This is a genomic window from Streptomyces sp. NBC_01537, from assembly GCF_045040445.1.
GTDB lineage: Bacteria > Actinomycetota > Actinomycetes > Streptomycetales > Streptomycetaceae > Actinacidiphila.
In genome coordinates this window covers 8,019,985-8,041,952 of record NZ_CP109392.1, presented here as the reverse complement: position 1 = coordinate 8,041,952, position 21,968 = coordinate 8,019,985, and the positions used below count along the sequence as shown (strand labels likewise).

General features: G+C 68.4%; 23 protein-coding genes and 2 pseudogenes. 11 read left to right on the top strand and 14 right to left on the bottom strand.

Features of this window, described 5'->3' with window-relative positions; genetic code table 11:
* Positions 1-104: 104 nt before the first annotated feature.
* Positions 105-1,520, bottom strand: coding sequence for a GH39 family glycosyl hydrolase (locus OG607_RS36975; protein WP_405733098.1), 1,416 nt, complete (start codon positions 1,518-1,520; stop codon positions 105-107).
* Positions 1,521-1,640: 120 nt separating this feature from the next.
* On the opposite strand from OG607_RS36975, the gene OG607_RS36970 reads away from it, so the two are divergent.
* Complete coding sequence (locus tag OG607_RS36970; protein WP_405733096.1) at positions 1,641-2,807, top strand: DUF5925 domain-containing protein; 1,167 nt, start codon at positions 1,641-1,643, stop codon at positions 2,805-2,807.
* Between the two features lie 21 nt (positions 2,808-2,828).
* Here the strand turns inward: OG607_RS36970 and OG607_RS36965 are convergent, their stop codons facing one another.
* The 5 genes from OG607_RS36965 to OG607_RS36945 form a co-directional block, all read right to left on the bottom strand.
* Positions 2,829-3,200: a GntR family transcriptional regulator gene (locus tag OG607_RS36965; protein WP_329319719.1), complete on the bottom strand. Its 372-nt coding sequence runs from the start codon at positions 3,198-3,200 to the stop codon at positions 2,829-2,831.
* Positions 3,201-3,214: 14 nt separating this feature from the next.
* Entirely contained in the window at positions 3,215-4,330 is a 1,116-nt protein-coding gene (locus OG607_RS36960; protein ID WP_405733092.1) for a methyltransferase domain-containing protein, read from the bottom strand.
* On the bottom strand, positions 4,327-5,853 hold the full coding sequence (locus tag OG607_RS36955) for a carboxyl transferase domain-containing protein (RefSeq protein ID WP_405733089.1): 1,527 nt from the start codon (positions 5,851-5,853) through the stop codon (positions 4,327-4,329). The genes OG607_RS36960 and OG607_RS36955 overlap by 4 nt, the downstream gene beginning before the upstream one ends.
* A gap of 189 nt (positions 5,854-6,042) precedes the next feature.
* On the bottom strand, positions 6,043-6,921 hold the full coding sequence (locus tag OG607_RS36950) for an esterase/lipase family protein (protein WP_405733086.1): 879 nt from the start codon (positions 6,919-6,921) through the stop codon (positions 6,043-6,045).
* A 187-nt stretch (positions 6,922-7,108) separates the two neighbouring features.
* Positions 7,109-7,432 (bottom strand): hypothetical protein, encoded by a 324-nt coding sequence (locus OG607_RS36945; RefSeq protein ID WP_405733083.1) that lies wholly within the window; start codon positions 7,430-7,432, stop codon positions 7,109-7,111.
* Positions 7,433-7,569: 137 nt separating this feature from the next.
* Here OG607_RS36945 and OG607_RS36940 point away from each other — a divergent pair, with 137 nt between their 5' ends.
* Positions 7,570-8,646, top strand: coding sequence for a protein kinase family protein (locus tag OG607_RS36940; RefSeq protein WP_405733080.1), 1,077 nt, complete (start codon positions 7,570-7,572; stop codon positions 8,644-8,646).
* A gap of 125 nt (positions 8,647-8,771) precedes the next feature.
* On the opposite strand, the gene OG607_RS36935 is transcribed toward OG607_RS36940, so the two are convergent.
* Positions 8,772-9,554 (bottom strand): transposase family protein, encoded by a 783-nt coding sequence (locus OG607_RS36935; RefSeq protein ID WP_405733077.1) that lies wholly within the window; start codon positions 9,552-9,554, stop codon positions 8,772-8,774.
* A gap of 36 nt (positions 9,555-9,590) precedes the next feature.
* On the opposite strand from OG607_RS36935, the gene OG607_RS36930 reads away from it, so the two are divergent.
* Positions 9,591-9,953 carry a M3 family metallopeptidase gene (locus OG607_RS36930; RefSeq protein ID WP_405733074.1) on the top strand — a complete coding sequence of 121 codons (363 nt, stop codon included), beginning with the start codon at positions 9,591-9,593 and terminating at the stop codon, positions 9,951-9,953.
* Positions 9,954-10,774: 821 nt separating this feature from the next.
* Positions 10,775-10,969 (top strand): hypothetical protein, encoded by a 195-nt coding sequence (locus OG607_RS36925; RefSeq protein ID WP_405733072.1) that lies wholly within the window; start codon positions 10,775-10,777, stop codon positions 10,967-10,969.
* Positions 10,970-11,054: 85 nt separating this feature from the next.
* Here the strand turns inward: OG607_RS36925 and OG607_RS36920 are convergent, their stop codons facing one another.
* Positions 11,055-11,279 (bottom strand): SDR family NAD(P)-dependent oxidoreductase, encoded by a 225-nt coding sequence (locus OG607_RS36920; RefSeq protein ID WP_405733069.1) that lies wholly within the window; start codon positions 11,277-11,279, stop codon positions 11,055-11,057.
* An 86-nt stretch (positions 11,280-11,365) separates the two neighbouring features.
* Here OG607_RS36920 and OG607_RS36915 point away from each other — a divergent pair, with 86 nt between their 5' ends.
* The 3 genes and pseudogenes from OG607_RS36915 to OG607_RS36905 form a co-directional block, all read left to right on the top strand.
* Positions 11,366-11,515: an MMPL family transporter gene (locus tag OG607_RS36915; protein ID WP_405733066.1), complete on the top strand. Its 150-nt coding sequence runs from the start codon at positions 11,366-11,368 to the stop codon at positions 11,513-11,515.
* Positions 11,516-11,834: 319 nt separating this feature from the next.
* The gene (locus OG607_RS36910) at positions 11,835-12,713 is read left to right on the top strand and encodes an alpha/beta fold hydrolase (RefSeq protein ID WP_405737292.1); all 879 of its coding nucleotides are present in this window, start codon (positions 11,835-11,837) and stop codon (positions 12,711-12,713) included.
* Positions 12,714-12,819: 106 nt separating this feature from the next.
* Positions 12,820-12,942, top strand: a pseudogene (locus OG607_RS36905) (CocE/NonD family hydrolase); the annotation flags it as partial.
* A gap of 18 nt (positions 12,943-12,960) precedes the next feature.
* Here OG607_RS36905 and OG607_RS36900 read toward each other — a convergent pair.
* Positions 12,961-13,296, bottom strand: coding sequence for a winged helix-turn-helix transcriptional regulator (locus OG607_RS36900; protein ID WP_405733063.1), 336 nt, complete (start codon positions 13,294-13,296; stop codon positions 12,961-12,963).
* Positions 13,297-13,359: 63 nt separating this feature from the next.
* On the opposite strand from OG607_RS36900, the pseudogene OG607_RS36895 reads away from it, so the two are divergent.
* A pseudogene (locus OG607_RS36895) lies at positions 13,360-13,554 on the top strand (NAD(P)H-binding protein); the annotation flags it as partial.
* Between the two features lie 138 nt (positions 13,555-13,692).
* Here OG607_RS36895 and OG607_RS36890 read toward each other — a convergent pair.
* A complete protein-coding gene (locus OG607_RS36890; protein WP_405733060.1) occupies positions 13,693-14,160 on the bottom strand; it encodes an ester cyclase in 468 nt (155 codons plus the stop codon).
* 350 nt (positions 14,161-14,510) lie between these two features.
* Positions 14,511-15,608, bottom strand: coding sequence for an NmrA family NAD(P)-binding protein (locus OG607_RS36885; protein ID WP_405733057.1), 1,098 nt, complete (start codon positions 15,606-15,608; stop codon positions 14,511-14,513).
* 1,058 nt (positions 15,609-16,666) lie between these two features.
* On the opposite strand from OG607_RS36885, the gene OG607_RS36880 reads away from it, so the two are divergent.
* Positions 16,667-17,074, top strand: coding sequence for an SgcJ/EcaC family oxidoreductase (locus tag OG607_RS36880; RefSeq protein ID WP_405733054.1), 408 nt, complete (start codon positions 16,667-16,669; stop codon positions 17,072-17,074).
* Positions 17,075-17,143: 69 nt separating this feature from the next.
* Here the strand turns inward: OG607_RS36880 and OG607_RS36875 are convergent, their stop codons facing one another.
* Complete coding sequence (locus OG607_RS36875; protein ID WP_405733052.1) at positions 17,144-18,106, bottom strand: sigma-70 family RNA polymerase sigma factor; 963 nt, start codon at positions 18,104-18,106, stop codon at positions 17,144-17,146.
* A 901-nt stretch (positions 18,107-19,007) separates the two neighbouring features.
* Between OG607_RS36875 and OG607_RS36870 the strand changes: the two genes are divergently transcribed.
* Positions 19,008-19,196, top strand: coding sequence for a hypothetical protein (locus tag OG607_RS36870; RefSeq protein WP_405733050.1), 189 nt, complete (start codon positions 19,008-19,010; stop codon positions 19,194-19,196).
* Between the two features lie 25 nt (positions 19,197-19,221).
* Here OG607_RS36870 and OG607_RS36865 read toward each other — a convergent pair whose 3' ends face one another.
* Together OG607_RS36865 and OG607_RS36860 are read right to left on the bottom strand one after the other, a co-directional pair.
* A complete protein-coding gene (locus tag OG607_RS36865; protein ID WP_405733048.1) occupies positions 19,222-19,791 on the bottom strand; it encodes a TetR/AcrR family transcriptional regulator in 570 nt (189 codons plus the stop codon).
* A gap of 474 nt (positions 19,792-20,265) precedes the next feature.
* A complete protein-coding gene (locus OG607_RS36860; protein WP_405733045.1) occupies positions 20,266-21,486 on the bottom strand; it encodes an RNA-guided endonuclease InsQ/TnpB family protein in 1,221 nt (406 codons plus the stop codon).
* 28 nt (positions 21,487-21,514) lie between these two features.
* Here OG607_RS36860 and OG607_RS36855 point away from each other — a divergent pair, with 28 nt between their 5' ends.
* A complete protein-coding gene (locus OG607_RS36855) occupies positions 21,515-21,721 on the top strand; it encodes an Arc family DNA-binding protein (RefSeq protein ID WP_405733042.1) in 207 nt (68 codons plus the stop codon).
* The last annotated feature ends 247 nt before the right edge of the window (positions 21,722-21,968 follow it).

Sequence of the window (21,968 nt, the reverse complement as noted above, 5' to 3'; positions counted from 1 at the left end):
ACCCCCTGGACCCCCAAACGCCCTCCGGGCGTGTCCTCAAACGCCGGACGGGCTGAGTTCACCTCCGACGCCCACGGACCCGCACCCGACGGACGGAGACCCCGTCAGCGCCGCAGCCAGCGGATGCCGTAACCGGCGAGGTCGAAGGACTGGCCGTCGACCTCGGCGTGGATCGTCCGGTCGAGGACGTTGACGACGAGCACGGCCTTGTCACTGGCAAGCACCCGCACATTCGGCTTGTCGTCGGCCGCGACGGCGACGTCACCAAAGCGCGTCCCCGGGGGAAAGGCCGCCGCGAAGCGGCGCAGCAGGTCCAGCATGGGCAGTTGTTCACCACCCGCGGCCGACAGCTCCGTGCTGGTCCACAGGCAGCCGGGACAGGTGGCGCCCTGCGCCTGGGGGTTCCAGTAGAAGGCCGCGGCGGCGCCGCCGAGGGCGAGCTGCATCATCGCGGCGGCCTGGACGGCGGTGCGGTGCTGTTCGGTCCAGCCCGAGTCGTCGGGTTCGACGTACCACTCGGCCCACCAGAGGGGGAGGTCGGTGCGGCCGGCGATCCATCTCCCCAGGGCGGCGAACTTGTCGGTGGCGGCGAACTCGTCCGGTTCGAGGGTGTCGTCGTGGTTCATGCTGGAGCCGTCGAGGACGACGAAGTCCGCGCCGGCCTTGTGGCTGAGCCAGTAGTCGACGGCGTCGAGCGTGCGCTGGTCGGCGGCGCCCCAGGAGCCCTTCACGGAGGCGGACGCGTCGCCGTTGCCGCTGTCGCCGGGGGCGAAGCTGTCCATGACGACGTAGGGCCCGCCGACGAGATCGTCCGGGTTGACCTTCTTGATCGCCTTGTAGACGAGGTTGTAGAGCTTGGTGTAGCCCTCGTAGTCCCACCGCTTGAGGCCGTTGTTCCAGAAGCCCTTGAACTCGTTCCAGACGACGAAGTGCCGTACGTCGGGGTAGCGCTTGGCGACCGTCGCCGCGAGAGCCGCGAAGTCGTCGAAGTGGTCGGGGCTGGGGGCCACTTCCAGCCGCGACCAGTCCGTGGCGCCGGCCTGGCCGCCCTTCATCCAGTCGGGGGCGCAGCACAGGGTGATGACGGGTGTGCCGCCGGTGGCGCGGATGAGGTCGACGCGGTCGTCGAGCTCGCCGAAGTCGTATTTTCCGGGGGACGGCTCGGGGTTGTCGGCGCCCCAGCCCATGATGGCCTGGTCCTGCGGGAGGGACCGCTGGGCGAGCAGTTTGTCGGCGGCCTGCTTGGCGTAGGTCTCCCCGTGGTCGGCGCTGAACTCGGTGTGGGTGAGGCCGAAGCCGAGTTCGGCGGTCGGCTTCCCGGTGGCGGTGGCGGAGGGGCCGCTGGGGGCGTGTACACCGGTGGCGGTGTCGCCCTGCCGCGTATGCGTATCGCCGCCGCCGCACATGGACAGCAGCAGCGCCAGCGCGACGACGCCGACCACGCCGACGCCGAGCAGAGCGGTGACGCTTCGCCGCCCTGCCCCCGACAACCTCATACGTGCGCCCGCATGACGTCCCATTACCAGAAGCCTAGCCGCGAAGATGCCCGGAAGGGGCTACTTGTCGGCCACTTGTCCCGGACTTGCCCCGGACGGAAAAAGACTGTGCGATGCGGGCTCCTGTGCCGGATCATGAGCATCATGTCCGAACCGATCTCCGAGCCGAGGAGGCCCGTGGCGCAAGCGCAGCCGACCACGTCCCCGACCACGCCGCACCGTGCCGTGCCGATGCGTCTCACGATGGATGACAGCGACTCGCCGTCCGACATCGTGGACGCCCTGTTCCTGGGCCGTTTCGCCTCCGGTGAATTGCCCTACTCGCGCGGCGCCTCCCTCGACAGCGTGAAGCCGGGGCTGACGCTGCTCCCGCCCGAGGCCGCCGTGCTGCGCTCGGCCCGCGACAAGGACCGCAGCGCCACGCTCGCCGAGGGCGACGGCTGGACGGTCCTGGTCTCGCGGTGGAGCCGGGGCGCCGACGTGACGGTGGCTGCGGTCAGCGAGGAGCTGGCCGACGAGGTGCTGGCGTCCTGCGTGGACGGCGCGGCGGACGAGCCGGAGCCGCAGCCGGAGAACGTGACGATGGGCTTCTGGTATGTCTCGCCCAGGCGCGGGCCGCACCGTACGACCCGCCAGATCAGCGCCGAGACCTGGTCGGAGGTGCGGGGCAACTACACGGCGCCGGTGGCCGACGCGATGGACGGGCTGATGAAGCTCACCGCCGACGACGTGTCCGGGCGGCTGCTGCTTCTGCACGGCCCGCCGGGGACCGGCAAGACCTCCGCCCTGCGGACGCTCGCCCGTTCGTGGCGGGACTGGTGCCAGGTGGACTGCGTCCTGGACCCGGAGCGGCTGTTCAACGATGTCGGCTATCTGATGGACATCGCCATCGGCGAGGACGACGGCACGGCGGGCGGCCGCTGGCGGCTGCTCCTCCTGGAGGACTGCGACGAACTGATCCGCGGCCAGGCCAAGCACCAGACGGGCCAGGCCCTGTCCCGGCTGCTCAACCTCACCGACGGCCTGCTCGGCCAGGGCCGCAACGTCCTGGTCGGCATCACCACCAACGAGGACCTGGAACGGCTCCACCCCGCCGTCGTCCGCCCCGGCCGCTGCCTCGCCCGCATAGAGGTCGGCCCGCTCACCCGCCCCGAGGCCGTCAACTGGCTCGGCACCCCCGACGGCATCGGCCGCGAAGGCGCCACCCTCGCCGAGCTCTACGCCCTCCGCCGCGGCGCCTCCCCCACCCCGGTCCCCGCCATCCCCTCGCCGACCCCGGCCGCCGCCTCCTCGGACGGCCTCTATCTCTGACGGCCGACGTCCGGACAGGGCCTAGGCATACGCAGCCCGCAGCGCCTCCTCGACCGCGGCGCGGGCGGCATCGCGGTCCAGGCCGAGCCGCCGCGCGCGCTGGGCGTAGTCCGCCGCGGCGGACGCCGCTTCGCGGGCCGCCGCGTCGCCGGCGGCGGCGATGAAGGTGCCGTTGCGGCCCCGGGTCTCGATGACGCCGTCGGCCTCGAGGGCGCGGTAGGCCTTGGCGACGGTGTTGGCGGCCAGGCCGAGCTGTTCGGCGAGGCCGCGTACGGTGGGCAGCCGGTGGCCGACGGGGAGGGTGCCGGAGCGGGCCTGGTCGGCGATCTGGGAGCGCAGTTGCTCGAAGGGAGCGGTGGCGGAGGCCGGGTCGATGATGATCTGGGACGTCACAGGCCCATTGTGCGTCAGGTCCACACCCCCGGCAGGACGACTGCCCGGCCCGGCCCTTGCGGTGCGTACGCGATCGGGTCGCCCCGCTCGTGGAGGTGCAGGACGAAGCGCTCGCCGGTCCGGTGGGCGTCGACCCCGGCGCGGGAGTACGCGACCATGTCGTCGGGCAGTCCGACGAGCGGGAACCAGGCCAGCTCCGAGCACTTGTCCGGCTCGCGGTTGAAGGGCTGCGGGTCCGACTCCGCCAGATGCGCCTCGAAGAACCAGCCGATGCGCGCGGAACCGCCCGGCGCGCGGTGCTGCATGACCAGCGCGACCGCGAGCCGCTCGGGGTCGAGGACGACGCCGACCTCTTCGTACGCCTCGCGGAGCACGGCGGTCCGGACATCCTCACCGTCCTCGACGTGGCCGGAGGGCAGGTTGAACAGACCGTCCGCGTAACCGGTGTTGGCCCGGCGGGCGAGCAGGATCTCGTCCCCGCGCCGGAGGATCAGGTGGACGTCGATGATCTCCGCGTGGCGGCTGGGCCGAGCGACCCGCAGGACGGCCGCGTAGCGCTCGTCGGACACCGTGCGGCCCCAGAGCACGGAGTCGTGTGCGAGCTGCTCGATCCGGATGCGCTCCGCGACCGGCCCGGCGAGGTCGGCGAGGGCGTCGGCGGTGAAGCCCACCGGGGCGCTCTCGCCCCAGCGGCCCTCGATCAGCACCATGCGGCCGCCGCGCCGGAGCAGCCCGGCCCAGTGCCGGAGCGCCTTCGCGGGGTCGGGCAGCGCCCACAGGACGTGGCGTACGAGGACGACGTCGAACCGGCCGTCCCCGACCGGCGGTTGGGCCGCGTCACCGAGCAGGACCCGGGCCCCGGTGCCGGCCAGCTTGAGCCGGGCCAGCTCGGCCATGCGCGCCGAGCTGTCGACGGCCGTGACACGGTGGCCCTGTTCGGCGGCGAGCAGGGCGAGGCTGCCCGTGCCGCAGCCGAGGTCGAGCACGTCGCAGGCCTCGTCGGGCAGCCAGCCGCGCAGGCGGGCGGCCCACGCGGCGCGCACATCGGGGCTGCCGAGACCGTGGTCGGGCTCCTCGTCGAAGGTGTCGGCTGCGGTGTCCCAGTAGTCGGTGGGCGCGTCGGTCGTCATGTGTTCATGGTGTCACCGGGCACTGACAGTCCGAGGTTTCGGTAGCGGGCCCGGCGGCCGGTCATCCGGGCGGCCGGGTCCTGCGTACGGAGGGCGGCGAGCTCGGTGCCGAGGGCGTTGCCGAGCGAGGCGAGGAAGGCGGCGGCGTCGTCGCCCTCCTCGATGACCCGGTCGACGATGTGGTGGGCGAGGAGGTCGGCGGAGCGCACCCCCTGGCGGTCGGCGACCTCGTACGCCCGCTCGGTGGTCCGGTGGAGGATCGCGGAGGCGCCTTCGGGCGGGAGCGGGGAGAGCCAGGCGTGGCGGGCGGCCAGCACACGGTCGGCGGGGAGCAGGGCGAGCGCGCCGCCACCGGCGCCCTGGCCGAGGAGGAGGCAGAGGGTAGGGGCGGGCAGGCTGACCATGTCGGCGAGCGAGCGGGCGATCTCCCCCGCCAGGCCGCCCTCCTCGGCCTCCTTGGACAGTGCCGCGCCCGCCGTGTCCACGACGGTGAGCAGCGGCAGGTCCAGCTCCGCCGCGATCCGCATCCCCCGCCGGGCCTCGCGCAGGCCGCCGGGCTGGATGCTGTTGCTCCGGTCATGGCCGAGCACCACGCACGGCGTCGGCCCGAACCGCGCCAGCGCCAGCACCAGCCCGGGGTCCCGTTCCCCCGCCCCGGTGCCGCTCAGCGGGGTGACCTCGGTGGCCGCCACCGCCAGCAGGTCCCGCAGCCCGGGCCGTTCGGGCCGCCGCGACCGCCGGATCGACTCCTCTGTGGACACGTCGGGCGCGGGTTCGTCCGTGGCGCCCGGGGCGCCCGGGGAGAGCTCGGGGGCCTCCCCCGTGCTCTCCCCGCACAGCACGTGCAGCGCCCGCGCCGCCACCCCCGCCAGCTGCTCGGCCGGCAGGACCGCGTCGACGATCCCGTTGGCCAGCAGGTTCTCCGCGACCTGCACCCCGGGCGGGAACTCCTCCCCGTACAGCGCCTGATGGACCCGCGGCCCGAGGAAACCGATCAGCGCGCCCGGCTCGGCGGCCGTGAGATGGCCGAGCGAGCCCCATGACGCGAGCACACCGCCCGTCGTCGGGTGCCGCAGATAGACCAGGTACGGCAGCCGGGCCGCCTTGTGGTCGGTGATCGCGGCGGCGACCTTGACCATCTGCAGGAAGGCGATCGTGCCCTCCTGCATGCGCGTGCCGCCCGAAGCCGGCGAAGCCAGCAGCGGCAGCCGCTCCCGGGTGGCCCGCTCCACCGCCCGCACCAGCCGCTCCCCCGCCGCGACCCCGATCGAGCCGCCCAGGAACCGGAATTCGCCCGCCACGACCGCCACCCGGCGGCCCCGGATGCGCCCCTCCCCCGTCACGACCGACTCGTCGAGTCCCGTACGCGCCCGGGCCTTTTCCAGGTCGGCGCGATACGCGGCGTCCTGCGGCAGCGCCGGTTCCGGCACCGGCTCGTCCCAGCCGTGCCAGGTGCCGGGGTCCACGACGGCGTCGATGAGCTGAAGCGCCGCGGGGCGGGCGGGACGACTCGGTTCGGTCATACGGACACCTTGCCACGGGCGTCCGGGGCGGGAAATCCCGGGCCGCGTCCGGGCGCTGACCTGCGTTTTTCGTCTCAGATCGAAAGTCGTGGATCTGTCATCGCACACACGACCGTGCTGCGCGACGCGGGTCTCATCGCGAGCCGCGCCGCGCCGAACGACGTACCCGTACCGGTACCCGTACCGGGGTCAGCCGGTGAGGGCGGTGAGGCAGGTCGCCGGGGTCGCGTGCGCCGGATCGAGGGCGTTGGCGGCCAGGTGGAAGGCGATCACGTCGGTGAGCCCGATCGTGGCGTGCTCGGAGAGGTCGAGCGAGCAGCTGTCCTGGAGCAGGAGGTTGGTGACGTTGGAGCCGGTGAGATAGCCGGAGGCGTACGGCGTGACGATCTCGTCGTACTTGGTGACGATGACGGTGTACTTCACCCCGGGGACGGTGTCGCCGCCCGCGTTGAGCTTGCTGAGGAAGGCGGAGCCGGCGATCTGGTCCTGCAGTCCCTGCGGGAGGCTCGCAACCAGGGCGGCGGCCGCCGGGTAAAGGTCCGCCAGGGCGGTGATGCCGTCCAGGGTGGTGCCGTGGTTGTCGGGGGCGATGCCGACCAGGGCGTTCACCTTGGCGGCTCCGCCGAGGAACTTCAGGTAGTAGCGCGGCATCATGCCGCCCTCGGAGTGGCCGACGAGGTCGACCTTCGAGGCCCCGGTGTCGGCGAGGACCGTGTCGACGTAGTCGGAGAGCTGCTGCGCGGAGTCGGCGACCGGGCCGAGTCCGTAGAAGACCGCGACGCCCGGCAGCTGGCCGTAGTCGAGGGAGAAGACGCAGTATCCGCGCGCGACCAGATAGGGCGCGAAGGCCAGCCAGTTGTCGACGGAGTTGGCCAGCGTGCCGTGGACCAGCACGACGGGGCGGGGGTGGGAGGCGGAGGGCTTGCAGGAGTAGTCGTTCCAGCCACTGCTGACGGTCGCGGCGTCGGCGGTGGCGGCCCCGGTGAGCGCGGGGGCCGCGGCCAGAGTCGCGGTGAGGGCCATCGCGGAGAGCACCCGCGCGAGGATTCTCGGCTTGGAGGGCAGCATCGTGTGAACTCCTTGCAGGTCGGTGGGGGTAGGCGCGACGAGGCAGCGCGCGCTACGCGACTTGCGATCCGGATCACAAGATGTGGCGCTCATGCCAAATTACGGGCGAGTAGTAAAAACTTGAAGTTACGCGTCGGTAAAATAATTCGGATCCGGTAGAACGAACCTGTGAGTAACCTGTATTGACTCACATCGCCCCGGCAGCCACAGCCGCGACACGTACGGCCTCCGGCCCGAAACGGCGGCGGGCCCGGTCCGCGGCCGCTTCATCGGCGCGGATCACGAAGGCGCGCACCCTTGCCCGCTGCAGCCCGAGGGCGGCCAGCAGACCGGGAGCGGCCGTGGCGAGGGCGGGCGCGTCGCGGTGCTCATGGGCGATCAGTGAGCGGGGGACTGCGGCGCCGGTCAGATTTGTTGTGCCAGATGATCTACCGAGGCACCAGGTTCCTCCGATTTCGTCGTCGATCTTCACGTAGAGTGCGGCCAGGAGGGTGCTCAGGTCTGTCGTCACAAACGGATCTTGGACGCCCTCTGCCCGCTCCGGAGGCCAAAGCGCAGAGCCACGCGTCGTTGCGCTCGGCGGGACTGCGTAGCCATTGCAGAATCGAGGTCGGCACCCAGGTGGAGGCCGCAGCGAAGTGCCCTGACATGTCGCACGGTGCTCGTCTGATTGCCCATAGCGCCGTCTCCACATCCCTGGCCTTGTGCAGTGATCGCGCCCTGCGCGAGCTCGTGGACACGGCCGTGCCGATCGGATCCGGCATCGGCGGGAAGTCGGCCCTGATGGAGGTCGCCGGAACCCCGGTCTTCGTGAAGCGGGTGCCCCTCACCGACTTGGAGATGCAACCTGAGCACGTCCGGTCCACGGCGAATATGTTCGAGCTGCCCGTCTTCTGCCAGTACGGCATCGGCGCCATCGGCGGGCCGGGCTTCGGGGCCTGGAGAGAACTCGCCGTGCACACCATGACGACGAACTGGGTGCTCGCGGCGGAATACGAGGGCTTCCCCCTGATGTACCACTGGCGGGTGCTGCCGGACTCAACACCCCTGCCCGAAGAACTGGCCGACATCGAACGGGCCGTTGCCTACTGGGGCGGCGGATCGCAGGTACGCCGCCGGATCCAGGCTCGCCAGCAGTCCTCGGCGAGCGTCGCGCTGTTCCTGGAGTACATCCCGCAGAACCTGCACCAGTGGCTGGGCACCCAGGTCGAATCAGGAGACGAGACCGCCAACCGAGCCTGCACCATGGTGGAGAGGGATCTGGCAGCCGGCACCTCGTTCATGAACAGCTGCGGGCTCCTGCACTTCGACACGCACTTCGAGAACATCCTGACCGACGGCCAGCGCCTCTACTTCGCGGACTACGGCCTCGCCATTTCCTCCGGGTTCGAGCTGTCACAGGACGAGGCCGACTTCTTCGACCGGCATCAGGCCTACGACCGCTGTTACACCGCCACGTATCTGGTGAACTGGCTGGTCACCGCTCTGTACGGGTACCAGAGGGAGGACCGGGACGGCCGCTACGCGGTGGTGCGCTCCTACGCAGAGGGCAAGCGCCCCACAGGAATCCCAGAGGAGGCCGCAGCGATCATCGCCCGGCACGCGCCGATCGCCGCAGTGATGTCCGACTTCAACCTCAAGTTCCAGCGCCACAGCAGGCAGACCCCGTACCCGTTGGAGGAGATCCGCCAGCTCGGCGGGATGTACAGCCCCTCCATTTACTGACGGACGCCTGGAGGCCAGCACTCGACATCAAACCCGCGCAACAGCTCGGACAACGGAACCACGAGGCTGACGAGCTCGTGCATGGTTGGCGGTGAGGCGTCAAGGACGGCGGCGGGTCTCGGGGTTCACATCTGCCGTGCCGATGTCATGTCCGAGATCTGTTGGTGGGACAGCAGGCCGGCGACGGCTTGGACGGTGGCGCTCATGTGCTCGCGGCGGCCGAGGTGGCGGGCCAGCGCCCGCCAGTTCTTCAGGTGTGCAATGCCGTGCTCGACCCGGATACGTCGCGATGAATGCGCTTTGCGCTGTCGCTCGTACATCTCCTCGTGCCAGTCCGGGGCGTTCTTCTTGAACTTGCGGTGCGGTGGTGTCACCACGCGTCCGCCAGTCTGTGCGCCCAGACCCTGGTAGCCGGCATCGGCAAGGATCTCGACCACGGGCCCGACGGCCAGGAGCCTGACCAGCCCTAGATGGCGGGCGTGGGTGATGTCCGCGCAGCTTCCGGGCTGGACAGGGCTGCAGAACAGCACGTGTCCTTCGTCGTCCGTGACCACCATGGATTTGACAGAGTTCTGCTTGTTCTTGCCGGAGATGAACGTGTCCCGATCCTTGCGTCCCACGGCAGGCCGCCGGACCCGGATCTCGGTGCCGTCGATGATGCCGGTCTTTCCGGTCGCCCCCAGATGGTCGACGACTTCGGCCAGGGTCCGCAGCCGCACATCGGGGCTGATGGTGCACCCCCGCTCGGCGAGCAGGGGCCGCACCTCGTTGACAGCTCGGGTGATGGTGGAGCGGTCCACGCCGAACCAGCAGGCCCGCACCTCGTGGGTAGCTCCATGACGGAGATGAACCAGCGCGGCCAACAGCCGGTCGACGAACACAAGCCGGTGCTTCGCACCGGCGCCCACGGCCCGCTTCCGCTGCCGGGAAACAAACCTCGCCCGATGGCGCTCATGCCAAAACGGGCCGACTTCGGCGACGAGTTCAGCGATCACATCGGCCTTCAGGCCCGTGATCCGCCGATTGCCGATGACCACTGCCAGTCCAGCTTCGGCCATCTACTGGAGGGATACGACGCGGGCTACTACGGTTGCTTGTGGTCACGGATTCTGGCCGACGACATGTACACGAAATTCGAGACGTGTGGCCCGACGAACCAGGTCATGGGACCGCTCTACCGGCGGACCATCCTTGAACGCGGTGGCAGTGTGGACGGCAACCAACTCGTACAAGATTTCCTGGGCCGCCAACCGAATCATGAGGCGTTCCTGCGCGCCCTCGGGTTGGACGTGGACAGCCTTCCATAAGAGCTCATGACGCGATCCTTGTGATTCGTGGCTGGTGGGCGTGCCCGGTGTGACGATTCAGTCGTTCGTGAGGGTGTGGGCAACGGGCCGTGGGACCTGCCAATACCCGCACCCACCGCCGCGGCAACTGATGAACATGCCAGCGTGACGTGAATGTCCCTACGAAATTCCAGAGTTACGTTCGTCGATCCCGGCCGCGGACGCGGTCCGGCGGCACTGGCACCAGCGAGACCGCTTGTCGGTCATAATGTCCATATGCCGGTCTCGCAAGTCCACCTACCAACTGCTCTCGTCGCGCGATACCGAGCGGTCGATCGCGAGACCGTCGGCTCCGCGCTCGTCGACACACCACGTCATCTGGATGCGTTGACGGTTGACATCGGAAAGCGCGGGATCCTGACACCGCTCCTCCTTGGATTCAACGTGGATTTCGGGACTCTCGACGGAAATCACAGGATCGCCGTGGCCATTCGACTTGACCTGAAATCAGTCCCGGTCACATTGTTCAGCGAACCGCTGACCCCCCGGCCTCGCCACGCGCAGCCCATGCTTCCCGAGGATCTACTCGTCCTTCAGTGCGCCGAGAGACCGAGATAGCTCGAACGCCGGAAACAGACAGTGACTCAGAACTCGCAATACGATCACGAGGTCGGCTTAAATTCGGGCTCGATTGCTGAACTAAATCGACTTCCTGCACCGAGCGCCCGCGCCGGAACCGGCCGGCCAATCACCACAGTGCCCCGGCCAATGACGCGGGCATCACTGCCTTCGGCCCGTACCGGGCTCGCACAAGATCCGCTACCGCCTCCACGGCGAGGGCCTTGACCACCCCGAGATCACCCTCGCCGTGCGGGACCGCCGACCTGCGCCCCGACGACACCCTCAAGGTCACCGGGCAGCTCACGGTACGTGGGATCGACCGGCACCAGTTCGGCATGACCGTCAACCCGATGGGCATGATCCGCGGCCTCACGACCGTCATCGCCACCCTGCGCTTCGTCCGCCCCCCGGCCTGATCCGGGCTGATGTCGCAGCCCGGCTGTGCTCCGGGCCGGCAGATCCAGAACAGGTTGAATCGACGGAACGTGGACTGGGTTCACGTCAAATCAATCCACTGATCGCCTCCGCCATCACGCGGTCGACGGTCTGCCGCAGCTTCGCGTGGGCGTGCAGGGGTGTGTCGGGCTTCGCGCTGTTGGCCTCGAATCCGGTTCTGGTGCAGGCGGGTTCGACGAGAAGCGACCGGACACCGTGGTCACAGATCTCGTGGCCCATGGACTCGGTGCAGCCCTCGACCGCGCACTTGGAGGCGGCGTATGCGGCCACGATGGAGCGCGACTTCGACGCCTACGCGGTGAAGTCCATCGACGCGCTACTGATGCATAAGTCCGACGGGCAATATCGAGCCCAACATGCCGATCATGCTGTTCGCGCTGATCTTCGGAGTCTCCATGAACTACGAGGTGTTCCTGGTGTCCCGGATGCGGGAGCAGTACGACCAACTGGGCAACAGCACGCAAACCGGGGCGACCAGGTCAGCTCCATCGGCCGCCTGGTCGTGAGCGCTGCTGCGCTGATGTGCCTGCTGCTCGCGGCGACCGGGACAAGCGGTGTGCCGCCCATCAAGCCTGACCATCACCCTCTTCGACGGCGAAGGTATCCACTGCCACCAGCCCGCCGCCCTGCACCTCACCACCCCGACACCACGCCGAAGCGCCCCTCCGACATGGTCGGGAAAGCCGATCTCAAGCTCCTATTCGGCGGCCCGACTCGACTGATGTCGCCCTTGAGCTTGCGCTCGAAAACCGATCGGTTTACTGTGCTGGAAACCGATCGGTTTCCCAGCCTATGGAGGTAGCCATGACCGCACTGAAGGGCGAGATGCCCAGCCACGAGTCACGTCCCACGATTCACATTCCGGGGACCACCAGCCACACCATCGCCCCGCGCGCAGGACGCCACAGTCGCGAGGGCACCCTGCGCTACCTCAAGGGGGGCACCGGTGCCCCCCTGGTCCTGCTGCACACTGTGCGCACCCAGGCCGAGCACTTCCGCCACCTCATCCCGCTGATCTCGCACCAGTACACCGTGTACGCCCTCGACCTGCCGGGGATGGGCTACTCCGAGATCGTGCCCGGCGCCTCGTACGACGAGCCGGCCATGCGCACGGGCGTCGAACGGCTCCTGACCGAACTCGACCTCCACGACGTCACACTGGTCGGGGAGTCCATGGGGGCGGTGCTCGCCCTGACCACCGCCGCCGATCTCCCGGAGCGGGTACGGCGCGTCGTCTCGGTAAACACCTACGACTTCCGAGGCGGAATCGCCCGGTCGAGCCTCCTCGCCCGCGTCATCGTCACCGGTGTCCTCGCCCCGGGGGTGGGTCCGGTGATCGCCGGCGTGGAGCCCAAGCCCGCCCTCAGCAAGATCCTGCAGGGCGGCCTCGGCGACAAGAACGCACTGCGCGAGGACTACATCGACGAGCTCCTCCAGGTGGGCGGCCGCCCCGGCTACCCCACCGTCGCCCGGGCCGTGTACCAGGCCCTGCCCAGCCTCATCGCGGCCCGCTCGCGCTATGCCGAGGTCAAGGCCCCCGTCCACCTCGTCTACGGGGAGAACGACTGGTCCCGGCCCTCGGACCGGGAAGCCAACAAGAAGCTGCTGCCCGCCGCCGACTTCACACAGGTACCGAAGGCCGGACACTTCATCGCCCTGGAACGGCCTGACGTGCTGGCCGACTTGTTGAACGCGGTGGCCTGACCGTCCCAAGAGTGCCGTGGCCACCCCCGTTTCGGGTGTAGTGCGTGACCGGGACCGGGTTCGACCATGTCGCGTGACAACGTCGTGGCAGGCAAAGGAGCAGTACATGCCAGAGATGCAGATCGAGTTCGATGTTCCGGCGGAGATGCGTGACGGCACGGTGCTGCGCACCGATGTCTACCGGCCCGCGGGCACGAGACCGTGGCCGGTGCTGCTGATGCGGCTGCCGTACGGCAAGCAGATGCGGTCACGCGGTGGCTGTGGGCTCACCATCGGGAACTGTCACGGCCCAGGTGGCCATGGTGTCGAGGACAGCGCGCAGTCCCTCGCCCAGAGGGGTGAGCCGGTACTCCACCCGCGGGGGAATCTCCGGATAGGCGGTGCGGGTGACAATGCCGTGCCGCTCGAACTGGCGCAGCCTGCTGGTCAGGGTGTGCGGGCTGATGCCGGGCAGCGCATTGCGCAACTCCGTGAAGCGGTGCGGTCCGCGCAGGAGTTCGCGCACGATGAGGGTGGCCCACGGTCCGTCGAGCAGGGTGATGAACCGGGCGACGCCGCACTCCGGGAGACGGTCAGCAGTCATGGTTCGAGTCTAGGCCATTAGTGCAGTTGATGTAACCAATGCAGTGTGTGCACTAATGGGTCCATGACCTACATGATTCATGGCGCCACCGGCGCCCAGGGTGCCCCTGTCGTCGCCGCCCTCACCGCCGCGGGCAAGCCCGTGACCGCCCTGACCCGCAACGCAGGCACCGCCGTGGACGGTACCCGCGTATTGGCCGTCAACTACTCCTCCACCGCGGACCTGGCCGCTGCCTACCGTGGCGCGGACGGAGTGTTCATCCACCTGCCCGTGGCGCCGGAGGAGGACCGCCTGGCCTACGCGCACAACACCGTGGCCGCCAGGCCCGGCCCGCCCGCGTGCTGTTCTCCACCAGCGGCGCCAGGGAGCGGGCGTTGTCCGAGAAGGTCTCGGTCTTCACGCCGACTGCGTGCCGGTGCCGATCTGTTGGGTGAGCTTGAGCAGTTCTTCGACGTGGTAGATCTCGGTGATCTTGCCGTCGACCACGCGGACGATGTCGGTGCCCTTGATGTCGACCGGGTTGCCGCTGGCATCGAACCCGAAGGCGTCTCCCGTGTGGGTCCCGGTCATCCGCCAGTGCAGGACCACCCAGCCGTCGGCAAGCTCCTGCTGGAACAGGATCCGGTGCTGCGTGCCGGTGAAGCCGTCGCGGACCGCGGCGATCAACGCTCGCATGCCGTCGATGCCCGAGGCGGCGTCACCAGCGGGGTTGTGGTCGATCACATCCGGGGCGAACACCTCGTCCACCCCGGCGACGTCGCCAGTGTCGTACAGCTCAAGATTGCGCGCGGCGACCCACAACGCGGTGCTCGTGGCCGAGCGCACCATCTCGCTTGAGGTGTTGGACGTACTGATCGCAGTCATGAGGTCCTCCATGGTCTGTGGGGCGGGCTGACCCGGTAAACAGTTCCGTAACCGAACCAGTTACTTCAATTGAACTAATGGAGCGAGCACGAGTGATCCGGAACACTCTCTGCCGCGGTGTCCGATCGCCCGGTTCCTGACCACGCCGGACCAGCCCAGGCGACGCCGAACGTGCGGGAACTGAACTGCTGATCCGCCCGAAACGCTGCACCGAACTGCGGGCACCACCGGGAACTCAGCCCCAAGGCCCGGCGGCTCGCAGGCTGTTCACCGAGGGGCGTGCGCGGTTATTCAACTCGTCGCGCAGCGGATACCGAGCCGCCGCCCGCTCTCCCGTTTACAACTTGTGCTTACAACTTGCCCGTCCTGAAATCCGCACTGCTCTTGAGGACGGCAGAGTCCATGCTCCAGTTCTCCGGCTGGACCCTCTCCCAAAGACTTCCCTTGCCGAGTTCCCTGCCCAACTGGTCTTCTCGGCGGAACCACTCCTCAGCGCTTCTGATTTTGTTGGGGTGAATTCCGTCGAGCAGAGTGTAGTCCCTCGTAATGATTCCGTGCTTCCACACGTTCCAGAAGCCGGTGAAATTGTCGCGGAAGCTCATGGTGCTCTTGTCATTGGGATCGGCGTTGTATCCGGCAGGGTGATCAGCGATCCCCTTCAGGTCCGGACTGTCCCAGTAGGTGTCCAGATCAGTGTCGATGTACTGCGCCGGATGGCCGGTGACCTTCTCGAATGCTGCAGCCATTTCGGTGTAGGTCATGTGCTCAATGGCGACTTCGAGGTCCATGCCATTGGCTCGTTCCGGATGATCGAAGAGCCAGCGGACATAGAATCCGCAGTCTTCGAGAGCCACATGCGGAACGGCTCCCTCGCCAAGCGGAACTCGCCACGTGACGACACCGTCCTCGATGCTCGGTTGCATGGGCGTGAGCGGCGAGATCACCATCTCGATGTAGGGACCCGACGTGAAGACCGCTGCTCCCATGCGGCCCCTGTTCTTTTCGTTCTGGAACAGTACCCATTCCGCCATGCGACCCTTGCCGTCATAGTGGCCGGTGCGGAACCTGGAGTCGTAGCCTGACTTCTTGAGGGCATAGTCGAGATTTCCGTAGACGAAGAACTTGATTCCTTCTTCGATTGCTATCTCGTAAGTGCGGATGGCCCAGTAGGTCTCGGCCTTCTCGCCCGTGTTGAACCCGTCGATGTTGATGAACGCCCCGTCACAGCCACGAAATCCTTCGCGCAGCACGTCCTCGTCGGCGAATGACCCTTCGAGGATGGAGACGTTACCGAGCGCGAGGAGAGCCTGGGCCCGGGCGGAGGTGGCGTCCCGGGTGAGGACCCGGACGGAGTACTTCTTGTCGGCGACGAGAGCACGAACGATGGGCATCCCTTGAGCCCCCGTGCCGCCTACTACGAAGATGGTGGAGGTGGCATGAGAAGACATGATCTTTGACTCCGAGGTTGAGTATGGACGCGCTCAGCGCACGCTGGGCCGGCGCGTTCGGAGCTGATCCCTACAGCAACTTGGCGATCAACAGCACCGGTTGACTGACGCCGCGCGGGCGTGGGTCATGAGACAGCGGAAACCAATCGGTTTCCAACACAGTACACCGATCGGTTTCTAAGCGGCAAGCGCCCGTATCCAGATCTTGGCCATTGACTGGTGCGGAGGCGCCTGTGCGCTCGGAGAGAGGACACACCGCGGACTACCAGGAGGCCAGGGCCAGTTCAAGGATGAGGAAGTTGGGGATCGTGAAATCGAGTTGGAGACTGGCCGCAAGGACTATCGGGCCGAGCCGCATCCGGTGGCCCTGTGGGGCGAGCACGTCGCCTTCGACACGGCCGACCCTGCCCACCGGGCCCGGCGCAGAGCCCGCGCTCCCCCGCCACCCGCCTCACTAACACGCCGCCCGCGAAGGACCTGTACGACCTGCGGCATTCGGGGCTGTCCAATGCTATGACCCCATTCCGCGCCATGGTCTGGGTCAATGACCGGAGGGGTCCCGTCGACCGCGCGCTCCATACAGGCCGTCGCGGTCATGCCACCGCGTTCAGCAGGTCGGCCACCATCGACGGCCGCCGCCGACTTCTCCGGGGTCATCTCCGCGAGTACTTCGGCGACCGTCTCCCGCGCGATCCGCAACCGCTCCAGGCTCTCCCGGGCCAGCTCCAGCTTCCCGGCCAGCTCGGCGACCTCGGCCTCCAACTCCTCCACCCGCGCCCGGGCAGCCACCTCGCGCGCTTCCAACTCCTCAAACAGCGAGCCCATCCGCCACCCTTCTCCACCACCACGGTAGAGAGGAGCAGCCCAGAACACAGCCCGTCCGCATCGTCCACGCCCTGGCTCCGGTCGGCTTTCAAGCGCCGGCAGGCCGACGGTGCAGAGGGGACTGCGCTCCGAAGAGAAGATCTTGAGGTTCGCGCGATGAGTTCCGAAAGGGACGCCGGTATGTACTCACGGGCCCCTTCGGTCCCGACCAAGTGCAATGACTGGAGAGAACGATGTCCGACAACCGCGCGAACGACACGGCCGCGATCACTGCCGTCCTTGAGAGCCTCTACAAAGCATGGGACGCCGGCGACGCCGACGCCTTCGTCGCCGACTACACGCAGGAGGCCACCGCGATCATGCCCGGCTCCTACCGCGCCTCCCGCGAGGAGGTTCGGCAGGCCATGGCCGCGGGGTTCGCCTCCTTCCTGAAGGGCACCACGACGACCAACCGGCAGCTGGGGATCCGGTTCCTGGGTCGCGACGGCGCGATCGTCGTGAGCGAGGCCGGCATCCTCTTCCCCGGCGAGTCCGAGGTTCCCGCCGACCGGATCGTGTACGCGACCTGGGTGTTGGAGAAGCGCGACGACGCCTGGCTGATCGCCGCCTACCACAACAGCCCGGTCAAGTCCGCTAGCTGATCCAGAGTCAGTCCTGCCCGGGTCCGCCCGCGCCACCCGGGCGGGCCCGCGCCGACAGGTGCGGGCGGATCAGCCGTCGACCTTCTGCGCCAAGCCGAAGGCGGCGAACACGTCGGCGTCCTGGAAGACCGAGGCACGGCTGATGCCGCCAGCCGTGACCGTGAACACCTGCAGGGTGTGCAGCTCGAACACGCCGGCTTCCCCGCGCCGATAGGCGGCGAAGCCGGCCTGCCCGTTGGCCCGCACCGGCAGCAACCGCCAGGCCTTGCCGGCCTTGGCGAACACCCAGCCCATGAAGCTCGCGTAGTTCTCCCGGCCGGTGAACCAGTTGACCATGGGCGGCATCTCCATGAGGACGTCCTCGGTCACCACCTTCAGCAGCCCTTGGATGTCCGCCCGGACGAAGGCCGCCATGTACCGGTCCACCCACGACCGTTGCTCTGCGTTGGAAGGCTCGGCGACCTGCTCCTGCAGTACTCCCGCGGCCCGGATCCGGGCGTGAGCCCGCTGCAGCGAGCTGTTCACGGCCGCGGCCGAGGTCTCCAGGATGTCCGCTGCCTCCGCCGCCGGGTAGTCGAGCACGTCGCGCAGGATCAGGACGGCGCGCTCTCTCGGTGACAGCAATTGCAGTGCTGCGACGAAGGCCAGCCGCAGGCTGCCCCTGTCGATCGCCGCGGTGGCCGGGGCGCCCAGGCCGAGGAGGCTGTCCGGGAGTGGCTGCAACCAGGTTGCCTCCCCGCCGTGGACGAGCGGGCGCAGCGGTTCGCTCTCGGTGACCAGACCCGAGGGCATGGGGCGGCGGCCGAGCCCGTCCAGCGCGGTCAGACACGCATTCGTGGCGATCCGGTACAGCCAGGTCCGCAGGGAGGCACGCGACGGGTCGTAACGGTCCCGCGCGCGCCACGCCCGCACACACGTCTCCTGCACGAGTTCCTCGGCGTCGTGGACCGAGCCGAGCATCCGGTAGCAGTGCGCCAGCAGCTCCGGCCGGTACCGCTGCACCAAGGTCTCGAAGTCCCCCGTCGACGTCATCCCCGCGCTGCCGCCCTTCCGGTCTGCTCATCCGCCCCTACGGTAGCCGCCTCACGGGGCCGGTTGCAGCCGTTCTGCTGCCGGGAACATCGGTCGCGGCGGGCGCTGTGCTCTCGCCGCGTCCTGCGCGGAGCAGGCGGGTACGTGAGGAACCGAACGCTTCCACGCCGCCCACGAGCACCCGCGCCTCTACCCACCCCGACCAGCAGCATTACGACCTCACCGCTTGATCGCGAGCTTCACTGGAAACGAACCGCACCCAACCTCGATCGTTTTCTCGTCCCGCTCCAGCGCCCTCCGCACGGGCACCTGGGCGGACCAGAGGTGGCGCCGCCGCAGCTGGCGCACCCGCTGATCATGTACAGGTCCGGCGCCCGTAGATGTCGATCGTGGTCTGGACCGATAGGTGACCCAGCCAGCGCAAGACCTCGTGCATCAGAACGCCGTGGGCCAGGGCGATCGGGGTGAAGAAGTGCCGCAGGCAGCAGACGTGCACTTCGCCTTGCCCTCCGCGTCGACCAGGCCCGCCAACCGGTACGCCTGCTGAAGTGGTAACCGTAGGTGGAGGCGTGGGAGTGGTGCTCTTGCCTCGCCGACGCGGGGCGAAGAGCCGTAGCCGCTTGCCCTTCGGACCGGTGAAGGCCAGGGGCACCGGCGCCCACTTCGCCAGGCGGGCGCCGATCTCCTGATCGATGAACCGGGGGCGGTCGGCACATCCCGCTACTGTCCTCCACTCGATTCCTGCAGGGCACAATGGCCGTGCGGCAGTCGGTTCGGTGGGCCTTGGCGCTGACCTGCCAGCGGATTCCGACCAAGCCGGACCTCCGGCACTCGCGCCTACAACCAGCCGATCTCGACGCGCCCCGAAACGCTCCTGATGCAGATGCGGGGATACGCGATCGTGACGGTCGCCGAGGCGCAGCGCGATGACCTGATCGGTGACCTCGTCCGGGCCGGCTGGATGAGGATCTGGGAGGCCGTGCACCTGTCGCTCGGCGCCGATAGCGAGGAGACCGCGAGCTTCTTCGCCTGCGGCGTGCTCGGCAACGCCCTTGCGGCCGTTGGGCTTCCCCTGAGCACCGGACAGTAAGGGAGCGTTCCGGAAACGCGATGCGTCAGCGCATGCCTGCCGTATCGAGCAGGGTGACCACTGTGGGCGCGATGAGCCCCGTCAGTTTGTCGGCACCAATCCCCGCGCGGGCGCTGGCGCCGTCGAAGACCAGGATCAGCTGCCGGGCCAGCAGGTCGGGATCACTTGCGCCACCTTTCTCGGCCTCGGCACGGAGGAAACCCGTCAGGTTCGCCTTGATCCGGTGGGCCACCCGGCTCGCAGGGTGGCTCTGATCCTTGAGCTCAACCTGGACGGCCAGGTACCGGCAGCCTCGGAACTCGGGCGCACCCGACTGCGACTCCAGCTGCTCGAAGACGTACAGGATCCGCTCGCGGGGTGAACGGCCGTCGTCCGCCGGCGGCAGGAGCCCGGCCACGAAGGCGGAGGCGCGTTCCTCCAGGCTTGCTGCCAGCAGTTCATCCTTGCTCTCGAACAGTTGATACATGGAGCGCTTCGACACTCCGGCTGCCTTGCACAGGGCGTCGATGCCGATGCCGACACCATCTCGGTAGGTGAGCGTGGCCGCTGCCTCCAGCAGCCGCTCTCTAGTACTTGGCTTCACTACGGTGGTCATACTGCGAGGTTAACTCGATGTAGACGAAATGGAAACCGATCAGTTTTTGCCCGCTTTGTCAGGGCTACCTTGGCACCGCCCACGGCGAGCGGGCATGTGAGCCGGGTTCCGCTACGCCGGGGCTGCGCTCTCCTCAGGCTTCGCCTCGTCGGGGACGCGACTCAGCCCCTGGCGGCCGGGACCAGCCCGTCACTCCCGAAGCCGAAGAGTGCGGCCTCGATGAGGCCGACGGCCATCCTCACCCAGCCCCGGTCCAGTCCCGCGCCCCTGGGTGCCGTTGCAGAGGATCGAACGGACGCCGCCGGTGATCCGCTGCAGCGGCTCGGATTCCGCGAGGAAGCGGCAGCAGACGGGCAGCAAGGGGGTGGTGGCACCGGCCGTCGGCACCGCATCGCGACACAGAACAACTTGACTGCTCCCCTCCCTGAAGGGAGGGGATTCCTCACCCTCCAGGGCTGATCGGGGATTTCTAGCTCACGCCGCCAGGTAGGGCAGCGCCCCACCTGGTCTTCCGCGATCAGCACTAGCCGGGGCCAGACCAGCCCGGACCAGCATCACGCGGGCGGAGTTCTTGTCCCTGGGGGACACGACTGCGCACGCGGTGCAGGTGTAGGTACGTTCCGAAAGAGGAAGTGCGTGCTTGGTTCTCGCTCCGCACGACGCGCAGTCCATCGTGGTGTGCGCGGGGTGCACGAGGTGCACCGTCCGGCCGTGCTTCCGGGCCATCTCGACCAGCGCCGCCTTCGTCGCGCCGATCGCGGCGTCGGCCGCCTTGCGGGCCATGGTCGACTTGGCGAGGAACTTCGGCTTGAAGTCCTCGACCGCGAGGCGGTCGTGGTCGCGGACGACCTTCTTGGCCCACTTGCGGCCGGTGTCCTGCCGCTGCCGGGCGATCTTCCTGTGCAGCTTCGCGGCCTGCATCTGCGCCTGGTGGTAGCCCTTCGAACCAGCTTGCCCACGCTTCGGCTTCCGCCGGGCCATCATCCGCTGATAGTGGGCAAGCCGCTGGGCGGCCTTCTTGCCGTGCCCGGCATGGGGAAGGTCGTGGGTGTCGCTGGTGGTGGTCGCGGTCTCCTTCACGCCCCAGTCGATGCCGATCACCGCACCGGTCCTGGGCAGCGGCTCGACGGTCGCCGGTACAACGAAGGAGCAATACCAGTGCCCGACGCTGTCCTGATAGACGCGGACGCTGGACGGGTCGGCGGGGAGTTCCCGCGACCACACCACCGTCAGGGCGATGCCTCCCGCGAGATATAGCTTCCCGTCCTTCAACCGGAAGCCGCGCCGCGTGTAGTTCAGGCTCGGCCGGGCTTCCCGCTTCTTCTTCCACTTAGGCATCCCGGCCCGTCGTGCCATGGGCAGCCGGTCCTTGATGTCCTTCTGCGCCTTGGCGCGGGACTTGCCGAAGTCCCGGACGAGCTGCTGCTGCGGGACGCTGGCGCCTTCACGCAGCCAGGTGTTCCTGGTGCGGGCCTCCGTCAGCATCTTGTCGAGCTGCGCCGGACCGCAGGTCTGCTTCTCGCTGGTGGCCTCGTTGCGCGCGTACACCTGCTTCGACTTGGCGACGCACTCGTTCCACACCCAGCGGCACCTGTCCCACTCCGCTGCGAGCGCGGCGCGGGCGGTGGATGACACGCGAAGCCGGAACGTCCACCGGGCGTGCCCGGCGTCCTCGGCTGACTGCGTCGTCATCATGGCTACACGGTAGCTATACGATGGCTACATGGTCAACTTCAACGTTCGCTTCCCCGATGAGCTGATCGCCCGCGTGCGCATCCAGGCGACTGCGGACCGGCGGTCCATCAACTCCGAGATCCTGCATCTGCTTGAGGTCGCTCTCACCACCGTCGAGGAGGACGCCGAATCGCCGGGCGGCGATTCGGCTACCCCTGCCCCGCTACGCGGGAAGCCGGATTCCTCCCCGGCCTGAAGGCCGGGGCATCCTCCGATTACACGGTGACCACCAGCATGCCGGGCGTGCTTAACACGGCAAGGAGGTCAGCGCACCGATCCCGGAGACTGCGATGGCGCACGCCGAGTACGGCCGCAGCAGCGGCACGCAGGAGGCGCCCACCCTATGAGGCCAACCGCACCCGGCATGACCAGCGTGCCCATCGGCTGCGTAAATTCACGCATCGTGGATCTGAGGCCGTGTTGACGGACGGCACCCACTACCT